Genomic DNA, 23,739 nt, shown 5'->3' with positions numbered 1-23,739 from the left:
GGCCAAGAGGCTTCACCGTAACGGCGCAGGTGAGAGTAATTTTAGGTAGCCCTAATTCGGATAACCGTCAGGAAACCCATGACATCACTCCTGTTACCGACTCCAGATACCGATGCAGAGTTCGCTCGCATCACCGCTGCCCTGACTCGACGCGGCTTTCTCGGCGGAAGTGCCGCCGCGCTGTCCACACTTGCTCTCGTCGGATGCAGTAGTGGGGAGGGCGGTGACGGTGCGGACGGCGCAACTCGTACTGTGCAGACGCACTACGGATCCGTGGATGTTCCCGTCGATCCGCAGCGCATCGTCGCCGTCTCATACAACACCCCGTGGCAGTTGCAAGCCGTCGGCGCCCGACCCGTCGCGACGCTCGACTACAGCGCGTACATCGACCAGTTCACCCCGACACAGCAGAAGTTCATCGACGGCTTGTCCACGGTGGGGGTTTTCCTCGAGGTCAACCGCGAAGCCGTCGTGGCTGCCGCGCCTGATCTCATCGTCGGCGATGCGTACGAGATCGACGAGGACATGTTCCGCGAGCTCTCGAAAATTGCTCCGACAGCGGTGTATTCGGGCACGAACCGATCGGATTGGCGCGCTGTCGCCGAGGGTGTCGCAGACGCGGTCAACAAGGGTTCGGCATTGACGTCGAATCGCGAGAAGTATCAGGCGATGCAAGAGCGAATCCGCACCGAATACGCCGCGCAGCTTGGCGAGAATCGGTGGGCCCAGGTTGCTATCGGTGGTTCGGAAGGGCTCTTCTCCATCCTGTATCCAACCGGAGTGACCGGCGCGATGCTCGCCGACCTGAACGTGACCCGCGGCGAATTCATCCCGGACCTGCGCCCAGCCACCGGCTTCGAAGCCTTCCCGCTCGAACAACTCGAAATGCTGCGGGACGTCACCGTCGTCATCTACCCGAAGCAGCCGAACGGAACTGATTCTGCAGGAATGAAATCCGTCTTCGCCAGCCCGCTGTGGAGCCGCATTCCGGCAGCAGCTTCGGGCCGGGTATTCGGAATCAGCACTCAGGTCACCGACTACGGCACTGCAATCAACTGGCTCAACGAACTCGAAACCGGCGCCTTGGAGGCACTTTCATGACATCACTTCTATTGCCCACCGCTGACACCGATGCCGAATTCGCTCGCATCACCGCAGCACTTACCCGACGCGGTTTCCTCGGAGCCGGTGCCTTGGCGGGGATCGGATTGCTCACGGCCTGTGGAACCAGCTCCGGTGAATCGGCCGAGGGTTCGATGCGCACCATCAACACGGCTCTGGGGCAGGTGGAAGTGCCCACCAACCCGCAACGGGTGGTCAGCGCCGATTACTACACGGGCCCCGCGATGTTCGACGCCGGGTTCACACCGGTCGGATTGCCGGTCGACTACGAGAACGCCGACGGCGTCCCGGAACCCTATGCGTCCGCTCTGCGGTCTCTCCCGAAGGTGGGACGCTGGTACGAGCCCAACGCCGAGGCGATAGCGGCTTTGTCTCCCGACCTGATCGTGATGACCAACCTGCTGTCGGAGAACAACCCGGATCTTTACGAGCAGATCCGGTCGATCGCACCGACCGCGGTTTTTGCCGAAGACGGGCAGTACGCATGGAAGGAGCGCGCCTTCGGAGTCGCGGACGCGCTGAACCAGAGCGCGAAGGTTCAAGAGTTGGCAGATCGGTACGAGGCGCGGATCGCCAGGTTCCGCAGCGACAACGCTGATGTGCTGAGCAAGGTTAAGGTCGTCTACACCACGTACTTCGAGGAGAGTGGTTTCTCGCTGTACTCGCCGACCAAGTATCAGACGACGGTCATCAGCGAGGCCGGGTTCCAGTTCAACGACCGCTCACTCGCAATTCCCGCCGGCAGCAACGAGTGGTTCCCGAAGGAGCAGTTGGAGCTACTCGACGAAGCCGACGTCATCATCACCAACAGTGGCAAGGGCCCCATCAACGAGAAGTTGGCGAACGACACCATCTTCCAGCGTCTGCGCGCCGTCAAGAATGATCAGGTGTACTCGTTCGACTACGAGGGCGTCGCGTCCTTCGGTTGGGCCCTGACATTCCTCGAGCAGTTCCAGCCGATCGCTGAGGAGATCAGAGCCAAGCTCTGATCTCCTCAGCAATCAAGAGGACGCCGGCGTCACCACATTCAGCTTCGGTTGATGCTGGTCGGTGTATGCCCACGGGCGGATCTTCTCCAGTGCTTTGCCGATCCGGAACACGGTCGGTTCGTCGTACGTATGGCCGACGATCTGGACGCCCGTGGGAACACCGTTGTGTGCGTGTCCACTCGGCACCGCCAATACGGGGCACCGATTGGCGACGTTGAACGGCAATGTGAGAAGTGCTTCGGCGGTGGTGTTCACGTGCTGACCCGCCACAGTGAGGCCGTCGAGCAAAGACTCGCCTGCCGGGAAGGCGATGGTGCCCGAAGTCGGGCAGATCAGCGCATCGAAGGGAGCCATCGCCTCGGCGAGCTCTCGTTGTATTTGGGTTTCCTTGCGAAGGCCGTCCAGAAATGACATTTCCGCAGCGCCCTTCGACGTGATCGCGACGTTGTCGAGCGTGTAGTCGGCAAGAAGATCACCGTGGACGCGAGCAACTTCCGCGACGGATGCACCCATGATCGTTCCGAAATGGACTTTCACCGCTGCTGCCATCGAATCACGAGTCCACGGCAACTCGATCTCCTCGACGATCGCGCCGGCATCGACCAACGACTGTGCGAGAGCCCGGGTGTTCGCCTCGATGTCAGGCTCGACGGGGAAGTCACCGAGCCGCAGGCACAGGGCAATTCGCATTCCCTCGACCGACGGGTACTCGTGTGGCAGCGTGATCGCCGGCCTCAGGGAAGAATGGTCACGCGGATCCGGCCCGATCAGAACGTTGGCCAAAAGAATTGCGTCGTCGACAGTTCGGGCCATCGGACCGTCGCCACGGTAGGAATCCATGGACAGCGGGGCGACCCCGGCGATACGCCCGTACGAGGCCTTGAGACCGACGGTGCCGGTAAAGCCTGCCGGGCCTCGCGTCGACCCGCCGATGTCGGATGCTGTTGCCAGAGTGGTAGTTCCGGCGGCCAGTGCGGCGCCGGCTCCTCCGGATGAACCTCCGGGGCTGTAATCGAGGTTCCAGGGATTGCGGGTCACGCCCCACAAAGGAGAGTGTGTGAATGCCGCGACGCAGAATTCCGGTGTCGTCGTGCGTGCGTGAATCAGACCGCCTGCTGCCAGAACTCGGTCGATCACCGGTGCGTTCTCGCGGGCGATGTTGCCGCGCCCCGCCAGAGAGCCTTCGGTCAGCGACTTTCCGGCAATGGCATGTTTTTCCTTGGCAGCTACCGGAATTCCCTCCAGTGGCCGCGGGTCGGGTCCTTGGCCGCGATACCGGCTCTCGGCATCCCGGGCGCCTGCGAGTGCCTCGTCGAACATCTCTTCGGTGAAGGCATTGATGTGAGGTTCGAACTTCTGAGTTCGGTCGATGATTGCCTGTAGCAGTTCGACCGGAGACAATTCCCGCGCGCGAAAGTGAGCAATGGCTTCGGTGGCGCTGAGGTAGTGCAGTTCGTCTGACATGACGTTATCTCCCTGGGACAGTATGCGTGGGAATCACGCGCTCCGCGCAAGGGCTCCCAGCGCGGCCGCGGTCATGGCTGTAACACCTTCGGGTAGGGCCGCGGCGGGATCTGGGGCGAAGCGCGGTGAATGATTCGACGGCGTGCCGGGTGGTATCCGTCCCTCAGCGAGCGCGGCAAGGGCGATTCCGTCGAAACTTTGAAGTGCCGTTCCGCCGAAATGCCAGAATACGGAGGGGCATTGGGCGGCGGTGCCGAAGATGCCGAAGTCCTCGCTACCCGAAAGTGGTTGTGACAGAGTATGCATTCCCAAGCCAGCCTGTCGCAGGTCGGACATCACCGTGGACGTGGCGTCCGGAGTGTTGACCGTGGCCGGAAAGCCGTTGTACGCATGAACGTCCGGCTGTTCGACGGCGCCTGCCCCGTCAGCTTCTGCGCGAGCGATCCTGCCCACCGATTCGAGCATGTGATCTCGCGACGATGCACTGAAAGTTCGCAGGCTGAGTAGCAGTTCGGCGTCGTCGGCAATGATGTTCGCAGCTGTGCCGGCGTGCAAGGCTCCCACCGTGAGCACAGGTGCTGTCGGGGTTGCCGCTTCATGAGCGACCAGACTTTGAATGCGCAGCGCGAAAGACGCTGCCATCAACAAAGGGTCGATGCATGCGTACGGTGAGGACGCGTGTCCACCACGGCCGTGAAAGACCACTCGTATCGTGTCGGATGCTGCCATCAAGATGTCGGGTTTGCTGACCAACATCCCCGCAGGAGTCGGGCCCACGTGCTGTCCCAGGCAGAGGTCCGGTCGTGGGAAGCGGTCGAAGATTCCGTCGTCGACCATCGCACGAGCGCCGGAGCCGGTCTCCTCGGCAGGCTGGAAGACCGCGACAACAGTCCCGGTGATCGATGTCGGATCCGCGGAAAGTGCGGCGCACGTGGCAAGTAGCGCGGTTACGTGGACATCGTGGCCACACGCATGCATGACTCCATCAGTTCTGGAGGCGTAGGACAGCCCGGTGTCTTCTGCCACCGGCAACGCGTCCATGTCGGCGCGTAGCAGGATCACCGGACCGCTGCTCCCTTCGAGAACACCGACGACACCCGTACCGCCGACCCCGACCGTGACGTCCCAGCCGCCGATTCGCCGAAGTTCCTCGGCAACAATTGCGGCGGTGCGAGTTTCGTCGCCGGACAACTCGGGGTGTGCGTGTAGGTCGCGGTAGAGCTCGAACCAGTGCGGCTCGACGGTTCGCAACCGCGACGGGTCTCCGAACTCGAGATTCGAAAGCAGTTGATTCATGGTTGATCTTCTTTCAGTTGGCGGTTTTCAGTTGCACCAGGTTCAGCATCTTTTCTCGGGTTTGTGGTGCTGCCATGACCGCGACGATCGCCACGACGGGCCCGAGTGCGAGCGATACGAACGCCGCTGACCAGGAGAGATGGTTCACGATGAATCCGAATACAAGCGGTGCGACTATTCCGGCGACCATGCCGCCGAAAATGATCATCGACGAGGCGGCCCCGACCACCGAAGAAGGCAGAGCCCGCAGGGGCAGTGCAAAACACGGCATGAAAGCGAAAGAGGCAGCGGCAGATCCGAGGGTGACGAGAACGACGAACAAGGCCGTGTTGGAGACGAAAGGAATCGAAACGAGCATCACGATGCACGCGAGCATGGACGGCACCACGACGACACGACTGTTGCCAGCCAGCCGATCGGAGATTCGCCCGCCGATGACGGTGGTCACGGCGGCCACCACGGTAGCCGGAATCAGAAGGAGGCTTGCACTCGAGAGGGCGATTCCACGTTCGTCATGGAGGTACGACGGAACCCACGACGACATCCCCCAGATCACGAAGTCGTATCCGAAGAACATCAAGGCGAAGAGCCACATCGCGCGGGAGCGAAGTACGGTGCGCATGTTGTCCCAGGAGGAATCCGGACCGTGGTCGTTCTCCGCCGGAAGTGCCGGCGGGAGCCACAACTTGATGCTGACGAGCGATAGTACGCCGAGCGCCGCGACGGCCAGAAACATTCCACGCCAGCCGATCAACGGGAGAAGTGCTGCCGCAACAACGATGGCAAGAAGCGTACCGACGGCGTTGGAACTGTTCATCCATCCTGTGGCAGTGGCACGTTGCTCCGGGATGCTCCGCTCGGCAACGAGCTTTACTGCAGCTGCCGGAAACACTCCCTGCGCGAGACCGAAGAGAAAGCGAACAACCAGAAGCGTCCCGAACGACCAGGCAAGGGCAGTGAGGCCGGTGAAGGCACTCCACGCCACCAACCCGATCAGAGCCATCCGGACTGCGCCGTATCGATCGGCGAGCAGTCCACCAGGCAGTTGGGCCAGCGTGTATGCAATGAAGAACGTGGAGATGATCAATCCACGCTGGGAGTAGTCGAGATCGAACTCCTCACCGAGCAAGGGGAGAGCGAGGTTGATCGCCAGCCGATCTATGTAGTCGATCGCGTACGCGACGAACAGCAACGCGACCGTGACTTTGGTGGAGCGAAGCACTGGGCCTCCAAGTGGTGAACCTGTGAAGTGATTCACACATCTTTGGCAAACAGGCAGGGATCACCGACCAGAATGCAGTAATCCGGCAATACTGGGCCGATGAAGCCGGAATCCGACGCATTTGTCATCGCGGAATCTGATCTGGAGATCATCAATGCACTTCAGCTCAACCCCCGCGCGTCGTGGACGCAGTTGTCGTCAGTGCTCGACATGGATTCGACGACGATCGCCCGCCGGTGGCGTCGCCTCGTTTCGAACGGTCATTCGTGGGTCAACGCGGTCGCAATCGGTCGAACCCACATATTCGGCTATCTCCTGATCAGGACCACACAGGATTCCGTTGCCGACGTGGGGGAGCTGTTACGTCAACTCTCCTGTGCCTATCTGTTGGCCAGGACGGAAGGCGAGTACGAATATTTCGTCGGAGTCGTGGCCGCCGACCACAAGAGTTTGGACGCTTTGGTGTGTGAGCACCTTGCCGCCGATCCTGGAATTCTGTCGATCAGAAGCCGGGTCGGGGTGAAGGTGTACCGGGACGGGTTCAGCTGGGAGCCGGGCGCTCTGGGGCAAGCGGGTCGGGCTCAGCTGGCAACGGCATCGACAAAGGGCGCTGCGGTGCCGGCAGATCCGACAGAGTTCCGCGAGTCCGACGGTGCCCTGTTGGAGGCGCTCGGCCGTGACGGACGTGCCAGCTATGCGCGTCTCGCCGCGATTTGTGGAACGAACGAGACTGCGATTCGACGGCGCTTGGCCCAACTGACTGCGTCGCAACAGTTGATTTTCCGCTGCGATGTCTCGCAACAGGCCGTCGGTTCACCGTTCGAAGTGATCTTCGACGTCGCTGTGGACGGTTCCACCGACGAACTCGGCAATCTTGTGTCGAGTTGGCCGGAGATCAGATTGTTGGTAGCGACCACCGGAACAGCGAACATGTTGATCAGCGTGTGGCTGAGCAGCCTCGCGCAGAGTCTTGTCGTCGAGGATCGACTCCGCCGAATCGGTAGTGTGCGGATCCTCGATCGACGTGTCTCGCTGTACCCGATGAAGCGGTTCGGGCAGCTACTCGGACCGAGCGGAGTGGCGGAAGGTCATGTCCCGGTCGCAATTTGGGGCGCCGGCGACGTTATTCGTTGAGCGTCAGTCGATCGGCGTCCGATTGTCGTCGACGAGGTGCGTAGCGGAGTCGGTCGCACGGGAGCGCTTCCAGATCATCCGAGCCAGTGCACCCAGCACGGACACGGCCAGGACAACGCCACCGCCGATGATGCCAGCCGACGAGTCCGGGAAGATGCCCTCGAGCAGCAGCCAGATACCGAAGACGAAGAACAGCACCGCGGCGCCGATCTTGATGAATCCGTCCGGAAGGTGCTTGCCCAGCACCGAGCCGACGATGATGGCGAGAGCGTCGGCCGCCACCATGCCTACCGTCGACCCGATCCAGACGCCGATCCAGTCGTTGTCGGTGGCAAGGGTGATGGTGGCGAGCATGGTCTTGTCGCCGAGTTCTGCCAGGAAGAAGGCCGAGGCGACGGCGATGAAGGCGGATCGCGTGACGCGACCGGCCTTGTTCTGCTCGTCGTCGGTGAGATCGTCACCGCGCAAGGTCCAGAGGCCGAAGATCAGGAAAGCGATACCGCCGACGATGGAAATCGCCGCGGTGGGGAGGGCGACGCCCAGGTAGTGGCCGACGGCGACCGAGACGAGGTGAACAAGGGTGGTGGCGACGGTGATTCCGCCGAGGACGACCCACCAGCGATAGCGCAAGGCAAACGTCATTGCCATCAGTTGCGACTTGTCACCGAGTTCTGCGACGAAAATGACGCCGAAACTCAAAAGTATTGCGGCAAGCAAGATTTACTCCTCCGGTCGGTGTAGGTCGGAGGAAAAATGCGAGCCTCCGGCCTGGGCAGGCGCAGTGGGTGCGCTTGTCCGGCCGAAGGTCTCGCCCACCGAGGCCACAAGACCTTCGGTTCGCCAGGCCGGGTGCTTCGCGATCCGCACCAGGCGGAGCGCGTCGAACCAGTATGTCGACACGGGCGATTGGGGGCTACTCCCCTTCGTTGCTGCCCACGTTAGCGCGCCTGAAACGAATTGGCAAAGCGCACAGCAAGTTTGGGAGTCCGAACTTATCGCTTACCGGGGCCGTCACGAGGCGAGGAGCATGGCCAAAACAGCGGTGTCGGGATCGCTGATCGGATCGATGCCGACACGACTGATCATGGAGACGACTGTGCCGTCCGGCTCAGCCTCGACCCACGCCGCACGATGCTCCAAACCCAGATAGGGAAGGCCTGGCAGCAGTACACACCCCGACGCGCTGCCCTCGCATTCCGGCAGGCTGGGCGTGGTTTCCGACGGTGGGTGCAGCATGATCAGCGCCGGTGGCTGATGGTCGGAGAAACGGCCGGGTGTCAAGGCGAAATCGCCGAGTACCGGACCTTCGGCAACCACCAGACCGACGGTGCCCGGCTGCGGATCTTCGGGAACGTCTTCACGGACCCCGAAGACCGTCGTGGTCGGCAACAAACCTGGCATCGAGGCCACGCGGACAGCCAATGCGAGAAGCTGCGCCCACTCCTGGGTGGTGTCCGGCCAACGACCGGAAATGACGAACCCCTGCAAAGACCCAGCGGCTTGGAACGGAGAAATGCCTATTGCTTCGTTTCTGTTCATTTCTGTTCCTCCCTCGGTGCTGGGGCAAATCTCGGGCAGACGCGCATGCGTCGGTCCGGCACACCTCGTTGGGTAATCGAAATATGCACCCATTCGGTACTGGCACACAAGACAGGGAGAGTGCCAGCCAGGTTTGCGCTGGTGAGGGCGGTGGTATGCGCAGACATGACTCTGTCGAAGAACCGTTCTCGGCTGGAAGACCTGGCAACGCAGGCGTGGATCTTCGGATATCCCCTGTTGATTGCTGCGGTATCGCGGGATGTCATGACGGCGGTGCCTTCGCCGGTGGCGATGAAAGCCCCGCTCAACCAGTTCGCCTACGCGCGTACGACGCCGGATGCGACCTTCACCGATGTCGTCTCACCCAACGCGGACACTCTCTACTCGTCGGGGTGGCTGGACGTCTCGACGGAACCGCAGGTGCTCTCACTGCCGGACTTCGGCACGCGGTACTGGCTGGTCCCCATCCTCGACGCGTGGAGCGACGTGTTCACGGTTCCGGGATCTCGGACAGTCGGGCGGACCGGGGGACCGTACCTGGTGGCCGGGCCGAATTGGAAAGGCAACGTGCCCAAGGGTTTGACGCTGCTGCGGTCTCCGACGGCGATGAACTGGATAGTCGCCCGCTACGCGACGTCGGGGGGAACAGACCTGGCAGAAGTGCACAGCCTGCAGGACCGGACGCGACTCACTCCTCTGTCGGAGTGGACGGGTGACCCGCAGGACTACACGCCTGGTGAAATGCCGGTGAACCCTGCCGTCGACACGCGGACGCCGCCGGTGGACCAGGTGGCCGCCATGGACGGCGAGGCATTCTTCACCAGACTCGACGCACTTCTCGACGACAATCCTCCGCGTCCGGAGGACACCGAGATGATGAAACAACTGTCCGACATAGGAATCGGCTCCTCCTTGCCCTGGAGGTCGCGTCCGCAGGAGGTACGTGATGCCCTCGATAGAGCTGCGCGAACCGGTATGGACGTGCTGAGCGAGATCGCCGAAGAGGCCGAGGGCAGTCCGAAGAACGGCTGGACGATGCACCGCGGCTTGGGGCACTACGGAACCCATTACGCTCAGCGGGCTCTGATCGTCTGGCTCGGTTTCGGGGCCAATCTCGATGCTGATGCCGTGTACCCGCATGCCACGACGGACGTCGACGGGAAGCCGCTGACCGGGGCGAAGAAGTACGTCCTGCACTTCGAGAAGGACGAGCTGCCACCGGTCGAGGGCTTCTGGTCGCTCACGATGATGAACGAGCGGCAGTTCTTCGTGGACAACCCGATCGACCGATACGCGATTGGCGATCGAAGCGATCTGGTGTTTGCCGACGACGGTTCCCTCGACATCTATCTTCAGCACGAATCCCCTGGTGGTGAGAAGGAGCGGAACTGGCTGCCGGCTCCGTCCGGCGACTTCAACGTCTTTCTGCGCCTGTACTGGCCGAAGGCGGCAGTGCTGTCGGGATCGTGGACTGCGCCCGGTATTCGAGAAGCAAGTATTCGAGAAGCAGGCTGAAAGTCCCCTCGCTTCGTACCCGAAGAGCACAACTCGGTATCAGCCGCGCGTTTCGATGGGCGGAAAGGTCACAAGAGTCATACGATCTGTCGGTACTGCCCTGTTTGAAGAGCTGTTGAATCGGTCAGAGACACCCGCTTGTTTCGGAGGCTACTGATGGTCACGCAGAATCCGTTCGTGCAGTACGGCAAAGAGATCTGGTGGATGATCCTGATCCGCGGAATCTTCGGCGTGATCTTCGGAATAATCGCGCTCGTGTGGCCGGGAATTACCGTGGTGGCCTTGGTTTTCCTGTTCGGTATCTACTCCATCGCCGACGGTTTGATCACGATAGTTCGCGCCATCCGGGACCGCGAGCATCTGAGCTCGTGGGGTTGGTGGGTGTTCACGGGCGTCGTCTCGGTCGGAGCCGGCATCGTCGCGCTGGTCTGGCCGGGCATCACTGCGCTGGTGCTGCTGTACATAATTGCCTTCTACGCCATCATGTTCGGAATCTTCGGAATTGTCGGCGCCTTCAAGATGAAGGCGCTGCCCGGATCCAGTTGGGGATGGTTGCTCGCCGCATCGGTGCTTGCTGTCATCTTCGGCATCATTCTTCTCATCGCGCCCGGCGAAGGCATCATCAGCCTCATCTGGTTGTTGGGTTGGTACGCAATCCTGTTCGGCCTCTTCATGATCGTGGGAGCATTCCAGATCAGGAGCCGGGCAAAGGAAGCCGGTGTTCTCTAAGCCGGTGTTCTCTAAGAAGGGAAAGCCGGCCGTCGAGGCTCCCACTCCGATCCCCACGCTGTCCGGTAGTGAGAACTGGTCGATCCCGCGCGGTTTGATCGTCCTGCTCGGTATTGCCGCCACCGTGGTCGCCGTCGGCGGAATGAAGGTGTTCGGCGGCATCCTCGGACCGGTATTCCTGGCCCTGGTGCTGACGATTGCCGTTCAGCCCATTCAGGATTGGTCACAGCGCCGAGGGTGGCCCAAGTGGGTCGGGATGTTGGGCTCACTGGTCACCGTGTACCTGATTCTGCTCGGGTTGGCGGCGTCGTTGATCGTGTCGACGGCTCAGTTGGCGACGATCCTGCCGCAGTACTCCGAGGAGATGACCAACCTCCTCAACGAGGGCCGCGACAAGTTGGCCGACTTCGGAGTGAGCACCGAACAGATCCAAAGCACGCTCAGCAGTGTCGATCTCACGAAGGTTGTGGGCGTCCTCGAAAGCGGACTGGAGGGCCTGCTCGGCATCCTGTCGGATCTGGTGTTCATTCTCGCGTTGTTGCTGTTCATGGCCTTCGACGGCATGAGCATCCGCTCGCGGTTGCATGTGTTGTCCGAGCAACGTCCCGAAATCTCCTACGCGCTCTCCACCTTTGCCGCCGGAACTCGCAAATACCTGGTGGTCTCGACGGTCTTCGGTCTCATCGTGGCGGTACTCGACGGTGGCGCGCTGTGGCTCATGGGCATTCAGCTGCCCGTCCTGTGGGCGTTGCTGTCCTTCATCACCAACTACATCCCCAACATCGGGTTCGTCATCGGCGTGATTCCACCGGCGCTCCTGGGACTGTTGCAGGGCGGGCCGTGGCTGATGCTGTGGGTGATCGTCGTCTACTCCGTCATCAACTTCGTGATCCAGTCCATCATCCAACCCAAGTTCGTCGGCGACGCCGTCGGACTGTCGGTGACGATGACGTTCCTCTCACTTGTCTTCTGGTCGTGGGTTCTCGGGGCGCTCGGAGCGCTGTTGGCGATCCCGCTCTCGTTGTTGGTGAAGGCCGTCCTGCTCGATATCGACCCAGCCACGCGCTGGGCCGACATCCTGATCAGTGGCCCTCGGGACATGCCGAAGGAGGAACCAGAGGAGTCTGAGAAGCCGACCACGCCCGCAGGCTAGGGCTCTCAGTGTTTCTACAAGTTGTTGCTTTATCGTCTCGCCCATGAGCGCCGAGAACACCACAGAAAACTCCCATCGCCGGCCGTCACGACTCGGTCGACGGCTGGCAGTCGGTGGTGTGGCCGCGATCGTCGCGGCTGCGGTGGCGGGGATCGGGTTCGTGATCTTCGCGGGCGGTGCCGACACCTCGAACACCGTCGCGATCGTGAACGCCGACGCGGGAACCACGCTCGACGGCAAGGAACTTCGGGCCGGCGACACGCTGGTGGACACGTTGGGCAAGAACGAAGACTTCGACTTCCAGGTGGTCGACAACCCCGGCGGGAACTACTTCGCGACGTTGACCGTGCCGGAGGACTTCAGCGAAACCGTCGCGTCGATGTTCGGCATGGATCCACGGCAGGCGAGCGTCGACCTCGAGGTGAAGGGCTCGGATTCGGAGAAGTCGGCCGAGTTGACTCGGGCCGTATCGGCGCAGGTCGGCGCGGACGGCATCAAGGGCCTGCTGGCTCAGACGTCGGCCGCCAGACGCTCGATCGATCAAAACCTCACCACCGCACAGATTCTGGTCGCCGGAACCAACGAGGCCGGAAAGTCCATCGATCAGGTGAAAGCAGGCGCAGGCACTCTGCTGCCGTACCTCGAGACCGCACGGTCCGGGGCGTTGGAGCTGATGAGCGTCGCGGATCAGGTGTCCGGTGTTGTCGATCAGGCGTCGGGGTCGGCGGAAGAGCTGGCCACGCGCGCGGACTCACTGGGCCTGACGCTTGGGGAGGCGTCGACCTCGACCGCGGAACTGAAGACACGAATCGACGCGCTGCAGACTGCGCTGAACGGCCTTCCGATCCCGCCTGACGTGACAGCGCAACTGGCCGGTGTGAGTTCGGATCTCGGTGCGCTGAATGCGCAACTGGGCACCGTTCCGGCGCTGTTGGGTGGCTCGGTCGGGCCCGATACGGAGCTCGGTGATCTAGTCCGCACCGCTGTCGGGCAGCTGCAAGGCGCGAGCGATCAACTGAGCAGTGCTGCCGGACAATTGAACGACGGCCTCATTCCCATCGCTGATCAGGCGCCGCAGATGCTCGGTGACGTGACCGATCAGATCACCCAGGGATTCACGACGCTGCAAGGAATCGCCAAGTCACTGGTCACGGGCCTCGACGGCGCAAAATCCGGTATTCCCGCGATGACCACCCCGCAGCAGGTTCAGCTGACCTCGGTGCTGTCGGATCCGGTGGCCGTGAATCAGACCACCGCGAGCAGCGGTGACTCCGGAACTCGCACACTGGCATTGGTCTTCGGAGCCACGACGGTCCTGCTCGGTGGTGCTCTGCTGACACGAACGGCGGCGCCCCTGGTGAGGCGCCGCCGTTCGAAAGAAGAGCGTGACTAGACGATCAGACCTGCGGTCTGGGTACGTGCACGGTCGAAGCGAGCCGAAACGTCGTTCCAGTTGACGATGTTCCAGAATGCCTTGACGTAGTCGCCCTTGACGTTCTGGTAGTCGAGGTAGAAAGCGTGCTCCCACATGTCGAGGAGCAGCAGCGGCGTGAGGCCGATGGAGATGTTGCCCTGCTGATCGTAGAGCTGGACGATGATCAGACGCTGTCCGATCGAGTCCCACGCGAGGATGGACCAGCCGGAGCCCTGGATGGCGTTGGCGTTCGCGGAGAAGTGAGCGCGGAAGAGATCGAACGAACCGAAGTTGTCGTCGATCGCTGCGGCGAGTTCACCTTCGGGCTTGTCGCCACCGTCAGCGCTGAGGTTGTTCCAGAAAACGGTGTGGTTGGTGTGGCCACCGAGGTGGAACGCCAGGTTCTTCTCGAGCAGGTTGGCCTGCGCTGCGATGGTGTCGTTCTCACGAGCCTCGGCCAGCTTCTCGAGTGCAGCGTTGGCACCGGCGACGTAAGCCGCGTGGTGCTTGTCGTGATGCAGCTCCATGATCTTGCCCGAGATGTGCGGCTCGAGGGCTGCGTAGTCGTAGGGGAGTTCCGGCAGCGTGTAAACAGACACGAGGGTCCCTTCTTTGCGGGCTGGTGAGCCCTGGTGCTTTAGAGTGCGTCGATCACCGGTCACGGCGTGACGTCACTCGCGTATGTGCAAATCATTCTTCGGGTTTCCACCCAATAACATTCGTACACCGTCCGCAACAGTCCGGCTCAGGTAGTAATCACCAAAGAATAAAGTTTGGGAAACCGAACTTGCCCCGATCTAAGGGTAAGCTAATATGCGCAAATTCGTCGTAAAGGTGAACGGAACCTTAAACTTGCGCGATGCCCGCACCAGTTTTCCTCCCGGAATCACCAGAGGCGGCCGCGCCTCGGGTGAATCTTCCGGGCGCTGACCTGCTGCGAGCCCTGGCGGTTGCCGCCGTGATCTACTCCCACATCTCTTTCTACGTCATCGACGATCTCGGCTCGGGTTGGTGGGTGATCGACGTCGTCTACGGCGTTTTGATCGAGCCTGCCGAACTCAACCAGCACCTCTCTTTTGTCGGCGTCGCAGTATTCATGATGCTTACCGGTGCTCTGGTGACGCGATCCGCGATTCGCGACGGCCCCGGAAAGTTCTTGACCAACCGATTCAGTCGACTGCTGCCCGCATTCTGGGTGGCGACCGCGATTGCCATTCTTCTGGTCCGCCTCGGAATCAACGGAATGTTCAGCGGTCAGGAATGTATTTCCGATACCGAAGCGTTGATGAGCTTTTTTCTCGGCGGATTCTTTCTCAAGCCCGAGGTGGCAGTTCTGGGAGTGACCTGGACACTCACCGTCCAATTCCTCTTTTATCTCGCATGCGTAGCGGCTCGCCCGATACTGCGGCTGCGACCGATCGTCATGCCGCTCGCCGGTGGTGCGCTGTGCTCGCTGGTGCTGCTCTACAACGTCTACGCGCCGCTGCCGTACACCGTGCCGATGCTGTCCAAGATCGCCGCGACGCTGCCGGCCGTCTTCCTCGGCCAGATCATGTACCTCGCGTGGGCGAAGCTCGCTCCCGGCCGCTGGATGATCGCGGCCGTCCTCGTCCAGATGCACGTCATCATCGTGGCGACCCAGTTCCGCGTCTACTGGGCCGGTGAGCACTATCTGTGGACCATTTCGGTAGTCGCCGCAGCGGTAGTTCTCATCGGCCGCTACGACGGCGTCCCGACGCGCTGGCCGGTCGTGAAGTGGCTCTCGACGCGTAGTTACGTCATCTATCTCGTGCACACCCTGATCCTGTACCGCGTCGTCGAGAACACTGTTTTGTACGTCGGACCGACGCTGGCGTTTGCGCTCTTCCTTCTGGCCACGGCCGCGGTAGCAGAAATCGGCTACCGGTGGGTGGAGCTGCCCGGCGCCCGCGCGATCACGGCGTGGCGAAACAGTCGCTCGCGCGTAGCATCGAAGCATGAGCTGGTACGACGACATTCTGGGACGAGCGTCCGCAAAATCCACGCTGATCGCGCCTGAGGACGCACTCCCGGGCCGAGAGCAGAAAATGCCGGTTCCGACCGCGCACTACGTCAACGGGCATCCGTTGACGCCGCCGTTTCCGGCCGAACTGCAGACCGTCGTCGTAGGGATGGGTTGTTTCTGGGGCGCCGAGAAGGAGTTCTGGCAGCTTCCCGGCGTGTACACGACCGCTGCGGGTTATGCGGGCGGCTTCACGCCCAACCCGACGTACGAAGAGACGTGCTCCGGACGTACGGGTCACACCGAAGTCGTGCTGGTGGTCTTCGATCCCGCAGTGATCTCCTACGAGCAGATCCTGGCGCACTTCTGGGAGAACCACGATCCGACGCAGGGGATGCGTCAGGGTAACGACCAGGGCTCGCAGTACCGTTCGGCGATCTTCACGACGTCCGCGGAGCAGGAAGAAATCGCTCATGCGTCGGCCGTCGCTTTCGGTGAACGGCTTGCCGAAGCCGGATATGGAGCGATCACCACCGAAATCGGCCCGCTGCGCGACTTCTTCTACGCGGAGGATTACCACCAGCAGTATCTGGCGAAGAATCCCGGCGGTTACTGCCCGGTGCATGCCACGGGCGTCAGTTGCCCGGTCGGATTGCTCCGTCAGGATCAGGTTCCGGCGCAGACGGACATCCTTCCGCCGAGCGAATAACTGGACAGGTGTTGGAGGACACATGTGATTCAGCTCGTTAACACTTGCAACTAGATCGAAACAAAGGGAATCTCGATGTAAGAGTGTGTCGTCGAGAGAACTGAGCTCACAATGTCAGGTAGTACGCGAGGAACTGCGTCGCTGCTCCGACGCACAATTCATGTAGGCCACGATCCGATGGTTCGCCGCAGTGATCGGATCGAAGGGTTCATGTCCTTCGGTCTGATCATTTTCGCGATTCTTCTGCTGCCTCTCGCGGTATGGGCAGGGGCTGCGACTGCTTCGAGCCAGAACGCACTGATCGCCAAACAATCCGCCGAATTACACAGTATTTCGGCGACGACGACAGCAGATTCGACGCAGACCACCGCCTCGACAGCCGATTACATTGCGCCGACCACCGAAATGGCCAGCGCGCAGTGGAACTGGAACGGCCAGGTTCACACGGGTGATGTCACTGTCGACTCGGCGACGCCCGCCGGCACCGAGGTCCCCATCTACGTCAATGATCAGGGCGACAAGACCGTAGCTCCGATCACTCAGAGTGCTGCCGACGTCGCAGCCGTGGTGACCGGGGTTTTCACCTGGTTCAGCGTGATGTCGCTGCTGGTCATCGCTTTCATGCTGGTGCGCGTCTTTCTCGACCGTTCCCGCTCGGCCCAGTGGGACCGAGACCTACGCGCGTTCCTCGACGCGAACGCGCTGTAGATCCCGGCCCATTCCTTACTGCAGTTGGGGCATGACCTCGCTTGCGACGAGTTCGAGATGATCCAGATCGGCGAGATCGAGAGTCTGCAGATACACGCGCTGTGAACCGGCGTCGGCGAAAGTGCCGATCTTGTCGACCAGCTCCGAAGGTGTTCCGGCCAGACCGTTCTCACGTAGCTCGTCGACGTCGCGTCCGATAGCCTCGGCGCGCTTCTTGATCTCCGCCTCGTCGCGGCCGCAGCACAGGACGAGAGCGTTGGAGTACACCAATTCGTTCGGATCGCGCTCGTGCTCGACGCAAGCCTGACGAACCCGCGCAAAGATGTCCTTCGTTTCCTCGAGGGACTTGAACGGGATGTTGAACTCGTTTGCGAACCGAGCGGCGAGCGCTGGAGTCTTCTTCTTGCCTGTGCCACCGATCAGGATCGGCGGACCGTCGACCTGGTGCGGTTTGGGAAGCGCGGGAGAGTTCTTGATCTGCACGTGCTTACCGTCGTAGTCGAACGTGTCGCCGACCGTCGTACGCCACAGACCGGTCACGACGTCGAGAGTTTCCTCGAGCAGTTCGAAGCGATCCTTGAGCGCCGGGAACGGGATGCCGTACGCCTGGTGCTCTTCCTCGTACCAGCCGGCACCGATGCCGAGGTCTACGCGGCCACCACTCATCTGATCGACCTGTGCGACCGAGATGGCCAGCGGTCCGGCGTGACGGAACGTAGCCGACGTCACCAGAGTGCCGAGGCGGATGGTGGATGTTTCGCGGGCGATTCCGGCGAGCGTGATCCACGCGTCGGTGGGCCCGGGAAGGCCGTCGGAATTCATGGCGAGATAGTGGTCCGAGCGGAAAAATGCGCCGTAGCCGAGTTTTTCGGCGGTCTGGGCAACAGTCAGTAGTTGTTCGTAGGTAGCGCCCTGCTGGGGTTCGGTGAATATACGCAGCTCCATGAGTTCTACTCTGCCACTATTTCACTTGGTCGGGACGACGGCACCGACTTGTCCGGCGCCGAAACACAGCGTCGGTCCCGGCGTTGTCGGCGTGATCTTCACACTGTTTCCGTGGCCGACCAGGCGCACGAACACCGAGTGCAAACCTTGGGTGACGGGTACGGATACTGCGTCGCCGGACTCCAACGCAACATCGATCGTTCCGTCGGCGCTGGCGAGGTAATTGAGCTGAACCGTCCATTCCCAGCCGGCCAGGGGGCCGTCGAGGGGGAGCTCGGTCGGGCCTTCGGCACGGGTGCCGCAGTTCGGCGCCGTTCCTTCGGGAATCCTTCTCGTCCAGGTCACTTCGGCATCGACGATCTGACCGTTGTCGTCGATGGTGCGCAGAATCGGAGTGCTGGAAGAGAATTCGGGGCGATCAGGCAGCGGCGCGAGAACGTTGCTTGCCAAATTGTTCGGAAAGGCGACGGGAAGGAGCACTTCGATCGCGACGGGTTGCTCGAGCAGTGGAGCATCCTGATTCTGTGACAACGACATTCGCGCGTTCGCGAGGTAGTCGCGGGTCGGGTTCTCGCGCCAGATGTCGACGAACGTGACGGTCGAGACGAGCGAACTGATCACGAAGAGCACTGACAGGCCGGCGGCGACTGCGACGGGTATACGGGCCGGACGTCGCCGAGGCGCAGCGAGAATAAGAGCGGCGGCGAGGGCGAACACCGTCGCCGAATCCGTGAAGTAACGCAAGGTCTGCGCCAACTCGTAAGTGGTGTCGGCGTCGGATCGGGTAGCGGTCATCGCCACCACGGAGGCCAGGAAGTACAGCGCCGCGGCAGCCCAGATCCAGGCAGCGCCGCGTCGGGCACGCACTGTCATCACGGCCGTCGTCAGCAGCGCGGCCCAGGATGCGACCACCAAGAGCGTCGGCGGATCGGCCCAGGCGGGGCTGGGGATCCACCGCTCCCAGCGCCAGGGGCCGCCGAGAAGAGTGGGAAGCATCCCCAAAGACGTTCCGTGATGCAGCAGTTCGGTGGACATCGAACGGCCGTATCCGGTGATCGGAGATTCGACAGTTGTCAGATACACCGGAATCCAGATCGCGAGCACGGCGGCGCAGGCCGTCCACAGGAGTCGGCACTTCGTGATCGCACTTCGTATCGGCGTTCCTTCACCTTGTGTGCGCAAGTACAGCACCAGAAAAGCGAGTGCCACGAACGGAACGAGCACTGCTTTCTCGAAGAACAGCAAGGAGATGACAAAAACCGCGGTGCCCGAGAACACGTAGCGCACCTGCCCGGTGCGGTACAGCTTGATCGCGTCGCCGCATGCCCAGGCCAGCGCGATCTGGAGCGGCAATGCATTGAGCGCGGCTGCCCACCACGAGAACGCCGGAAGTGTCAGCGGGACGAACAGATACAGGATCAACGGAATCAACAGTGCCGGTCGCCGGCCGAGGACCAACCGAAGAGTGCGCAGAAGCGCCAACGACGCGGCGGCCTGACCGATGACGAGCAGCGTTGCCGACAGCGCCCAGTTGTACGGCGCGATACGGGCGATCAACCCGGTGAAGAAGAAGGCCGCGGGCATGAAGTGACCGTCGTGGTCGTAGAGCAGGAGTTCGCTCGAGAAGAGTGGGAAGCGTCCTCCGCGGCCCATCAGGATGAGGTCGTCCCAGTAGAAGTAATTGCTCGCGGCAACCCAGACGCGAATGACGAGCTGACATCCGATCAACACGAACGCGAGCTGCGTGACCCGTCTCGGGGTGAACGTCAGAGTTGGCTCGGGCTGTGGAGAAGTCATCGACGGTCATGCTTCCAGGTGTGTCAAAAACCGACTTCTCATAAAAAGGGGATACCGGTCTTTTCTGTCTTTTCGGGAGCAATTTCTGAATGGATTGTGAACTTTGCCGGGATAAATGACGTCGACGCCCGAAAGTTCACTGACCTGCGGTGTCAAATTCATCCTCGAGCCTGTGCATCGTTCGCTAACACCTGTCAGCAAATTCTCAGGGTCTTGCCCGTGACCTGTGGATAAAGCCCGATTCATTCATCCAGAACTGTGGATGAACCTGTGGAAACTGTGGATAACTCGAGTTTTTAAGTGGCGGAGGTCACATTATTCGAACAATGCAGGTGAACGCGGTGGAGGTTCGATCACAAATCGGGAGTGAATCCATTTGCTGCCGTTACCGATACGGCGTGACAGAATCGAAGTTGTGAGTGTCGTTCAGGTCTGCGCCCGGTGCGCCGCACGCTGGCCTGTCGTCGGCGGCCCGACGCAGTGGTGCCCGCGCTGCAGCGGCGTCCTGCTGATCCCCACCCGCACCGAGATCTACCAACCGCCCAACCGCCGTGGCTTCCGCTGGATCGCGCGCTCGCCGTCCGACCCCCGAGGCGTGGGGGACGCACCAGTGCGTCGTAGCTTCTCCACTCCGCGCTACGACGCTGTCCCGCAGTGGGGACTCCAGGACGTCGTCGACACCTCACCGGTGCCGCCCTCGCGAGCGGACCGGATGGCCGACCGAGTCGGGCCGTTGCTGACGCTCGCAACGATCCTCTACGGACTGGCAGTGTTCGCCGAACTGGGCAGATACGCGATCCTGGTCCGCAACCGCACCAGGCTGATCCCGCAACCTCTGCTCACGGTTTCCGACGCCGCCGTGTACTTCACACAGTTGGGTGGACTGCTGATCTCGGTGTTCGCGGCAATCGCCGCTGTGTGCTGGCTGCTTCGTCGGCGGCGTGAACACTTTGCGGGTGTCCGGGAATCCGATCCACGCACAGCGTCGGAAGTGGTCGTCGGCTGCGCTGTGCCGATCCTCAACCTCGTGATGCCGGCCGTTTATCTCTTCGAGTTGGTCCGCCGCGATCCGCGCGGAACCCTGCTGGTCAAGATCTGGTGGGGTTTCTGGGGATTCAGCGCTCTGCTGCTGGTGGTCAACGCGTACTGGCGATCACGCCCGGGGATTCAGGCAATGGCCGACGGGGTTCTGCTGAACGCGTTCATCGCATTGGTCGCCGCTGTCACCGCCGCATTGACGCTCATCGTGATCCGCCGGATCGAGCGCAAGAGTTGGCGCGGCGAACCCGAATCGGAAACCCGGTGGGTGCCGGTGCCACGCTCGGTGCTGGAAGAGAAGACGGTGCTCGAGGAGAAGACGGTGTCGGAAGAGAAGGAAACCGCTGCCCTGTGAGCCCAGATCGTCGAGGTCCACTCGTCGTTGCGCACCGAGGTGCGTCGGCTGCGCGGCCGGAGCACACCCTCGCCGCGTACGAACTAGCTCTGGAGGAGGGTGCCGACGGGCTCGAATGCGACGTCCGGCTCACCCGCGACGGGCACCTGGTCTGCGTTCACGACCGCAAGGTCGACCGCACCTCCAGTGGGACGGGGATCGTCAGCGAGATGACGCTCGATTCGCTGAACGCTCTGGACTACGGGTCGACGAGCGAACCGGCTGAACTGCTGACGCTCTCAGATCTCATCACCCTCGCCCTGGATTTTGCGCGACCGGTGAAGCTGTTCATCGAGACCAAGCACCCCGTGCGCTTCGGCGGACTGGTCGAGGCCAAACTTCTCGCCGAACTGCACCGCTTCGGGATCGCGTCGCCGCCGTCGGCCGACCACTCGCGTGCAGTGGTCATGTCTTTCTCGGCGAGTGCGGTCTGGCGAGTGCGCCGTTCGGCACCGCTGCTGCCGACGGTCCTGCTCGGTGACGCGTCGCGGTACCTCGGCGGCGGTGCGTCGACGGCTGTGGGCGCTACGGCGATCGGGCCGTCGATCAAGGCGCTGCGCGAACATCCCGATCTGGTCGATCGGGCCGCCGCTGCGGGTCGCGCGACGTACTGCTGGACCGTCGACGACAAGGCGGATGTGGACCTGTGTCGTGAGCTCGGGGTCAGTTGGGTTGCCACCAACCATCCCGGGCGCACGAAGCAATGGCTGGGCAGCGTGTAGATTTTGCCCTCGTGGCCAAGAAGAGCAAAAGAAACAGTGGACCGAAGCAGGGCAGCGCACGCGCAGAGAAGCTGGCGGCACGCCAAGCAGAGCGTGAAGCCGCTGCCGGCGTAGTCAGCCGCCCGTTCGAGGGCCTTGCCGCCGAGTGCGATCTGGTCGCGCTGCGTGAATTCGTTCCGTCCGCCACGGCTCCGTTGCCGGTCATCGGCTCCGACCGTCCCGTCACGTTGGCAACGGTCCTCCCCGGCGCTGTTGCCGCACTCGTCCGCGACGAGGGCGAGACGGCCACAGGATTTGTCGGTGTCCAGGTTCAGGCGCACTCGGCCGACCTCGGCGCAGACCTCGCCGCTTCGGTGAACTGGATCAAGGACGCGGCCCCCGGCGACGCGCTTTCTGCCGCGAACCCCGATTCCGAGACCCCCGCAGTCACCGCTGTCGTCGATCCCTCGGCACTGCTCGACATCACCGTGCACCAGAACTTCAACTGGTGGATCCCCGAGGGCGTCGAAACCGATCCCGAGGTTGCCGCCACCGTGCAGCACGCCAACTCGGCGATCATGCCCTCTGCACGCCTCGAAGGCGACGGCCTCGTTGCCGCGTGGTGGGTCGACGCCGGCGAGAAGGCGCACCTGCGTTGGGTTCGTCCCGAGAGCGAAGACGACCTGATGCTCGCGCTGGCGCGCGTGCACGCGACCGGTGGACTGCATCTGGGTGAGGGCTCGCGCTACGCAGGCTCGTTCCGCACCCACGGCCTGTTGGTTCCCGTCTTCGACCTCGACCGCGAAAAGCATGCAAACGAGTGGGTAGCGGCAACCGTCGAGCTCGGTGAGCGTCTTGCCGAGGCTCTGGCCGTAGATGCTCCGCTGACCTCGGCCGAGCTTCGCTCGCGCGACGGACTTCGTGGTCGTCAGGTCACGCTGCGCTGATTTTTTCGCCCGAACTATAGGCGTTACGCAAAGTTACGGTTAATGTTGGCGACATGACCTTGTCGCATGACATCTCCGGTAGTGGTCCCACGCTTGTGCTCGTCCATGGCATCGTCCATCGACGGCAGGCGTGGGATTCGCTTTTGGACCAGCTGACGCCGTACCGCCGCGTCGTCACCGTCGACCTGCCGGGTCACGGAGAGTCGCTGCTGCCCGAACTCGGTCCGGACGTCATGGGACAGCTGATCGACGATGTCAGTGAGTTCGTCAAGGAAGTGACGCCGGCGGGGGAGCGTGCCCACGTCGCGGGAAACTCCCTCGGCGGCTGGATTGCCCTCTCGCTGGCAGCGCGCGGAGATGTCGCGTCGGCGACAGCTCTTTCGCCGGCCGGGTTCTTTGTCAATCACCTCGATCAGGTGCGAGCGATCAACACGTTCCGTGCACTGCGCGGCACGGCCAAGCTCATGGGTGACGGATTGCCACGCGCATTGCGGTACAAGCTGATTCGCTATCCGGCGCTCGCCGCGTTCTTCGCTCACCCGAGTCATGTCGGTTATGCGGCGGCGCTGGCCGACTGCCGTTCGCTCGTGTCGAACGAACTCGTCGATCTCGGTCTCGAGATGGACTTCGTGCTGCCGCCCATCGTGGATCCCACTGTGCCGGTGACGGTTGCGTGGGGTCGGCGCGATCTCATCCTGCCCGTGTATCAGGCGCAGCGCGTGAAAAAGCCGTTCCCGCAGGCAAAGTTGATGGTTCTACCCGGTCTGGGGCACGTACCGATGACAGATGCCCCCGAGCTGATCAGTTCGATCCTGCTGGCAGGAAGCGAACCGTTCGGCTCGAGGGCAAAATCCGTGAGTGCTGCAGGCTAGATGGTTCCGCCGGCCGCGCTCGGTGCACCGGTGGTGTCACCGACGGTGCTCATCTCGCGGGACACGAAGT

At 62.2% G+C, this 23,739-nt stretch carries 22 protein-coding genes; 14 read left to right on the top strand and 8 right to left on the bottom strand.

Annotated features, from left to right (window positions below; genetic code table 11):
* The first annotated feature begins 78 nt into the window (after positions 1 to 78).
* Together P3G66_RS23590 and P3G66_RS23585 are read left to right on the top strand one after the other, a co-directional pair.
* Positions 79 to 1,101, top strand: coding sequence for an ABC transporter substrate-binding protein (locus P3G66_RS23590; RefSeq protein ID WP_050655965.1), 1,023 nt, complete (start codon positions 79 to 81; stop codon positions 1,099 to 1,101).
* Positions 1,098 to 2,111 (top strand): ABC transporter substrate-binding protein, encoded by a 1,014-nt coding sequence (locus tag P3G66_RS23585; protein WP_276117170.1) that lies wholly within the window; start codon positions 1,098 to 1,100, stop codon positions 2,109 to 2,111. The genes P3G66_RS23590 and P3G66_RS23585 overlap by 4 nt, the downstream gene beginning before the upstream one ends.
* 12 nt (positions 2,112 to 2,123) lie before the next feature.
* Here the strand turns inward: P3G66_RS23585 and P3G66_RS23580 are convergent, their stop codons facing one another.
* Genes P3G66_RS23580 through P3G66_RS23570 form a run of 3 tightly spaced genes read right to left on the bottom strand, consistent with a single transcriptional unit; the run spans position 2,124 to position 6,093 of the window.
* Positions 2,124 to 3,575: an amidase gene (locus tag P3G66_RS23580; protein ID WP_276117169.1), complete on the bottom strand. Its 1,452-nt coding sequence runs from the start codon at positions 3,573 to 3,575 to the stop codon at positions 2,124 to 2,126.
* 33 nt (positions 3,576 to 3,608) lie between these two features.
* Positions 3,609 to 4,871 (bottom strand): amidohydrolase, encoded by a 1,263-nt coding sequence (locus tag P3G66_RS23575; protein ID WP_276117168.1) that lies wholly within the window; start codon positions 4,869 to 4,871, stop codon positions 3,609 to 3,611.
* A 13-nt stretch (positions 4,872 to 4,884) separates the two neighbouring features.
* Positions 4,885 to 6,093, bottom strand: a complete 1,209-nt coding sequence (locus P3G66_RS23570; RefSeq protein WP_276117167.1) for an MFS transporter — start codon at positions 6,091 to 6,093, stop codon at positions 4,885 to 4,887.
* Between the two features lie 99 nt (positions 6,094 to 6,192).
* On the opposite strand from P3G66_RS23570, the gene P3G66_RS23565 reads away from it, so the two are divergent.
* Positions 6,193 to 7,227, top strand: coding sequence for an Lrp/AsnC family transcriptional regulator (locus P3G66_RS23565; RefSeq protein ID WP_047272740.1), 1,035 nt, complete (start codon positions 6,193 to 6,195; stop codon positions 7,225 to 7,227).
* 3 nt (positions 7,228 to 7,230) lie between these two features.
* Here the strand turns inward: P3G66_RS23565 and P3G66_RS23560 are convergent, their stop codons facing one another.
* Together P3G66_RS23560 and P3G66_RS23555 are read right to left on the bottom strand one after the other, a co-directional pair.
* Positions 7,231 to 7,944: a TMEM165/GDT1 family protein gene (locus tag P3G66_RS23560; RefSeq protein ID WP_007735982.1), complete on the bottom strand. Its 714-nt coding sequence runs from the start codon at positions 7,942 to 7,944 to the stop codon at positions 7,231 to 7,233.
* A 294-nt stretch (positions 7,945 to 8,238) separates the two neighbouring features.
* Entirely contained in the window at positions 8,239 to 8,766 is a 528-nt protein-coding gene (locus P3G66_RS23555; RefSeq protein WP_003944138.1) for a hypothetical protein, read from the bottom strand.
* Between the two features lie 165 nt (positions 8,767 to 8,931).
* On the opposite strand from P3G66_RS23555, the gene P3G66_RS23550 reads away from it, so the two are divergent.
* The 4 genes from P3G66_RS23550 (at position 8,932) to P3G66_RS23535 (ending at position 13,556) form a co-directional block, all read left to right on the top strand.
* Positions 8,932 to 10,281: a DUF1254 domain-containing protein gene (locus tag P3G66_RS23550; protein WP_003944160.1), complete on the top strand. Its 1,350-nt coding sequence runs from the start codon at positions 8,932 to 8,934 to the stop codon at positions 10,279 to 10,281.
* A 156-nt stretch (positions 10,282 to 10,437) separates the two neighbouring features.
* Complete coding sequence (locus P3G66_RS23545) at positions 10,438 to 11,010, top strand: HdeD family acid-resistance protein (RefSeq protein WP_003944155.1); 573 nt, start codon at positions 10,438 to 10,440, stop codon at positions 11,008 to 11,010.
* A 4-nt stretch (positions 11,011 to 11,014) separates the two neighbouring features.
* A complete protein-coding gene (locus P3G66_RS23540; RefSeq protein WP_007735985.1) occupies positions 11,015 to 12,163 on the top strand; it encodes an AI-2E family transporter in 1,149 nt (382 codons plus the stop codon).
* 43 nt (positions 12,164 to 12,206) lie between these two features.
* A complete protein-coding gene (locus P3G66_RS23535; protein WP_007735988.1) occupies positions 12,207 to 13,556 on the top strand; it encodes a hypothetical protein in 1,350 nt (449 codons plus the stop codon).
* Here P3G66_RS23535 and P3G66_RS23530 read toward each other — a convergent pair.
* Positions 13,553 to 14,176 (bottom strand): superoxide dismutase, encoded by a 624-nt coding sequence (locus P3G66_RS23530; RefSeq protein ID WP_003944189.1) that lies wholly within the window; start codon positions 14,174 to 14,176, stop codon positions 13,553 to 13,555. The genes P3G66_RS23535 and P3G66_RS23530 overlap by 4 nt on opposite strands.
* A gap of 260 nt (positions 14,177 to 14,436) precedes the next feature.
* Here P3G66_RS23530 and P3G66_RS23525 point away from each other — a divergent pair, with 260 nt between their 5' ends.
* The 3 genes from P3G66_RS23525 to P3G66_RS23515 all read left to right on the top strand — a co-directional run bounded on the left by P3G66_RS23525 (position 14,437) and on the right by P3G66_RS23515 (position 16,975).
* A complete protein-coding gene (locus P3G66_RS23525; protein ID WP_276117166.1) occupies positions 14,437 to 15,615 on the top strand; it encodes an acyltransferase in 1,179 nt (392 codons plus the stop codon).
* On the top strand, positions 15,554 to 16,267 hold the full coding sequence (gene msrA / locus P3G66_RS23520; RefSeq protein ID WP_020905733.1) for a peptide-methionine (S)-S-oxide reductase MsrA: 714 nt from the start codon (positions 15,554 to 15,556) through the stop codon (positions 16,265 to 16,267). Before P3G66_RS23525 ends, msrA begins: the two co-directional genes overlap by 62 nt.
* Positions 16,268 to 16,444: 177 nt before the next feature.
* Complete coding sequence (locus tag P3G66_RS23515) at positions 16,445 to 16,975, top strand: hypothetical protein (RefSeq protein WP_003944143.1); 531 nt, start codon at positions 16,445 to 16,447, stop codon at positions 16,973 to 16,975.
* Between the two features lie 15 nt (positions 16,976 to 16,990).
* On the opposite strand, the gene P3G66_RS23510 is transcribed toward P3G66_RS23515, so the two are convergent.
* Positions 16,991 to 17,920 carry an LLM class F420-dependent oxidoreductase gene (locus tag P3G66_RS23510; protein ID WP_003944174.1) on the bottom strand — a complete coding sequence of 310 codons (930 nt, stop codon included), beginning with the start codon at positions 17,918 to 17,920 and terminating at the stop codon, positions 16,991 to 16,993.
* Between the two features lie 21 nt (positions 17,921 to 17,941).
* Positions 17,942 to 19,717 (bottom strand): hypothetical protein, encoded by a 1,776-nt coding sequence (locus P3G66_RS23505; RefSeq protein WP_276117165.1) that lies wholly within the window; start codon positions 19,715 to 19,717, stop codon positions 17,942 to 17,944.
* A gap of 415 nt (positions 19,718 to 20,132) precedes the next feature.
* On the opposite strand from P3G66_RS23505, the gene P3G66_RS23500 reads away from it, so the two are divergent.
* From P3G66_RS23500 to P3G66_RS23485, 4 genes are read left to right on the top strand one after another with little or no spacing between them, the layout of a single operon-like run.
* Positions 20,133 to 21,110 carry a DUF4328 domain-containing protein gene (locus P3G66_RS23500; RefSeq protein WP_230359366.1) on the top strand — a complete coding sequence of 326 codons (978 nt, stop codon included), beginning with the start codon at positions 20,133 to 20,135 and terminating at the stop codon, positions 21,108 to 21,110.
* Complete coding sequence (locus P3G66_RS23495) at positions 21,107 to 21,871, top strand: glycerophosphodiester phosphodiesterase (protein WP_003944175.1); 765 nt, start codon at positions 21,107 to 21,109, stop codon at positions 21,869 to 21,871. The genes P3G66_RS23500 and P3G66_RS23495 overlap by 4 nt, the downstream gene beginning before the upstream one ends.
* An 11-nt stretch (positions 21,872 to 21,882) precedes the next feature.
* On the top strand, positions 21,883 to 22,797 hold the full coding sequence (locus tag P3G66_RS23490; protein WP_003944127.1) for a DUF5926 family protein: 915 nt from the start codon (positions 21,883 to 21,885) through the stop codon (positions 22,795 to 22,797).
* A 53-nt stretch (positions 22,798 to 22,850) separates the two neighbouring features.
* Complete coding sequence (locus P3G66_RS23485; protein WP_003944129.1) at positions 22,851 to 23,669, top strand: alpha/beta fold hydrolase; 819 nt, start codon at positions 22,851 to 22,853, stop codon at positions 23,667 to 23,669.
* Positions 23,670 to 23,739 lie beyond the last annotated feature (70 nt).

The sequence above is a fragment of the Rhodococcus sp. C3V genome, assembly GCF_029269915.1.
GTDB classification, from domain to species: domain Bacteria; phylum Actinomycetota; class Actinomycetes; order Mycobacteriales; family Mycobacteriaceae; genus Rhodococcus_F; species Rhodococcus_F qingshengii.
Note: the sequence above shows the minus strand (reverse complement) of the source record. Positions and strands in the feature narration are given on the sequence as shown.

Coding starts and splice junctions, on each gene's coding strand:
- msrA (WP_020905733.1), top strand. CDS start 15,554: ATGAGCTGGTACGACGACATTCTGGGACGAGCGTCCGCAAAATCCACG.
- P3G66_RS23545 (WP_003944155.1), top strand. CDS start 10,438: ATGGTCACGCAGAATCCGTTCGTGCAGTACGGCAAAGAGATCTGGTGG.
- P3G66_RS23585 (WP_276117170.1), top strand. CDS start 1,098: ATGACATCACTTCTATTGCCCACCGCTGACACCGATGCCGAATTCGCT.
- P3G66_RS23535 (WP_007735988.1), top strand. CDS start 12,207: ATGAGCGCCGAGAACACCACAGAAAACTCCCATCGCCGGCCGTCACGA.
- P3G66_RS23525 (WP_276117166.1), top strand. CDS start 14,437: ATGCCCGCACCAGTTTTCCTCCCGGAATCACCAGAGGCGGCCGCGCCT.
- P3G66_RS23505 (WP_276117165.1), bottom strand. CDS start 19,717: ATGACTTCTCCACAGCCCGAGCCAACTCTGACGTTCACCCCGAGACGG.
- P3G66_RS23515 (WP_003944143.1), top strand. CDS start 16,445: ATGGTTCGCCGCAGTGATCGGATCGAAGGGTTCATGTCCTTCGGTCTG.
- P3G66_RS23510 (WP_003944174.1), bottom strand. CDS start 17,920: ATGGAGCTGCGTATATTCACCGAACCCCAGCAGGGCGCTACCTACGAA.
- P3G66_RS23485 (WP_003944129.1), top strand. CDS start 22,851: ATGACCTTGTCGCATGACATCTCCGGTAGTGGTCCCACGCTTGTGCTC.
- P3G66_RS23550 (WP_003944160.1), top strand. CDS start 8,932: ATGACTCTGTCGAAGAACCGTTCTCGGCTGGAAGACCTGGCAACGCAG.
- P3G66_RS23575 (WP_276117168.1), bottom strand. CDS start 4,871: ATGAATCAACTGCTTTCGAATCTCGAGTTCGGAGACCCGTCGCGGTTG.
- P3G66_RS23590 (WP_050655965.1), top strand. CDS start 79: ATGACATCACTCCTGTTACCGACTCCAGATACCGATGCAGAGTTCGCT.
- P3G66_RS23565 (WP_047272740.1), top strand. CDS start 6,193: ATGAAGCCGGAATCCGACGCATTTGTCATCGCGGAATCTGATCTGGAG.
- P3G66_RS23580 (WP_276117169.1), bottom strand. CDS start 3,575: ATGTCAGACGAACTGCACTACCTCAGCGCCACCGAAGCCATTGCTCAC.
- P3G66_RS23555 (WP_003944138.1), bottom strand. CDS start 8,766: ATGAACAGAAACGAAGCAATAGGCATTTCTCCGTTCCAAGCCGCTGGG.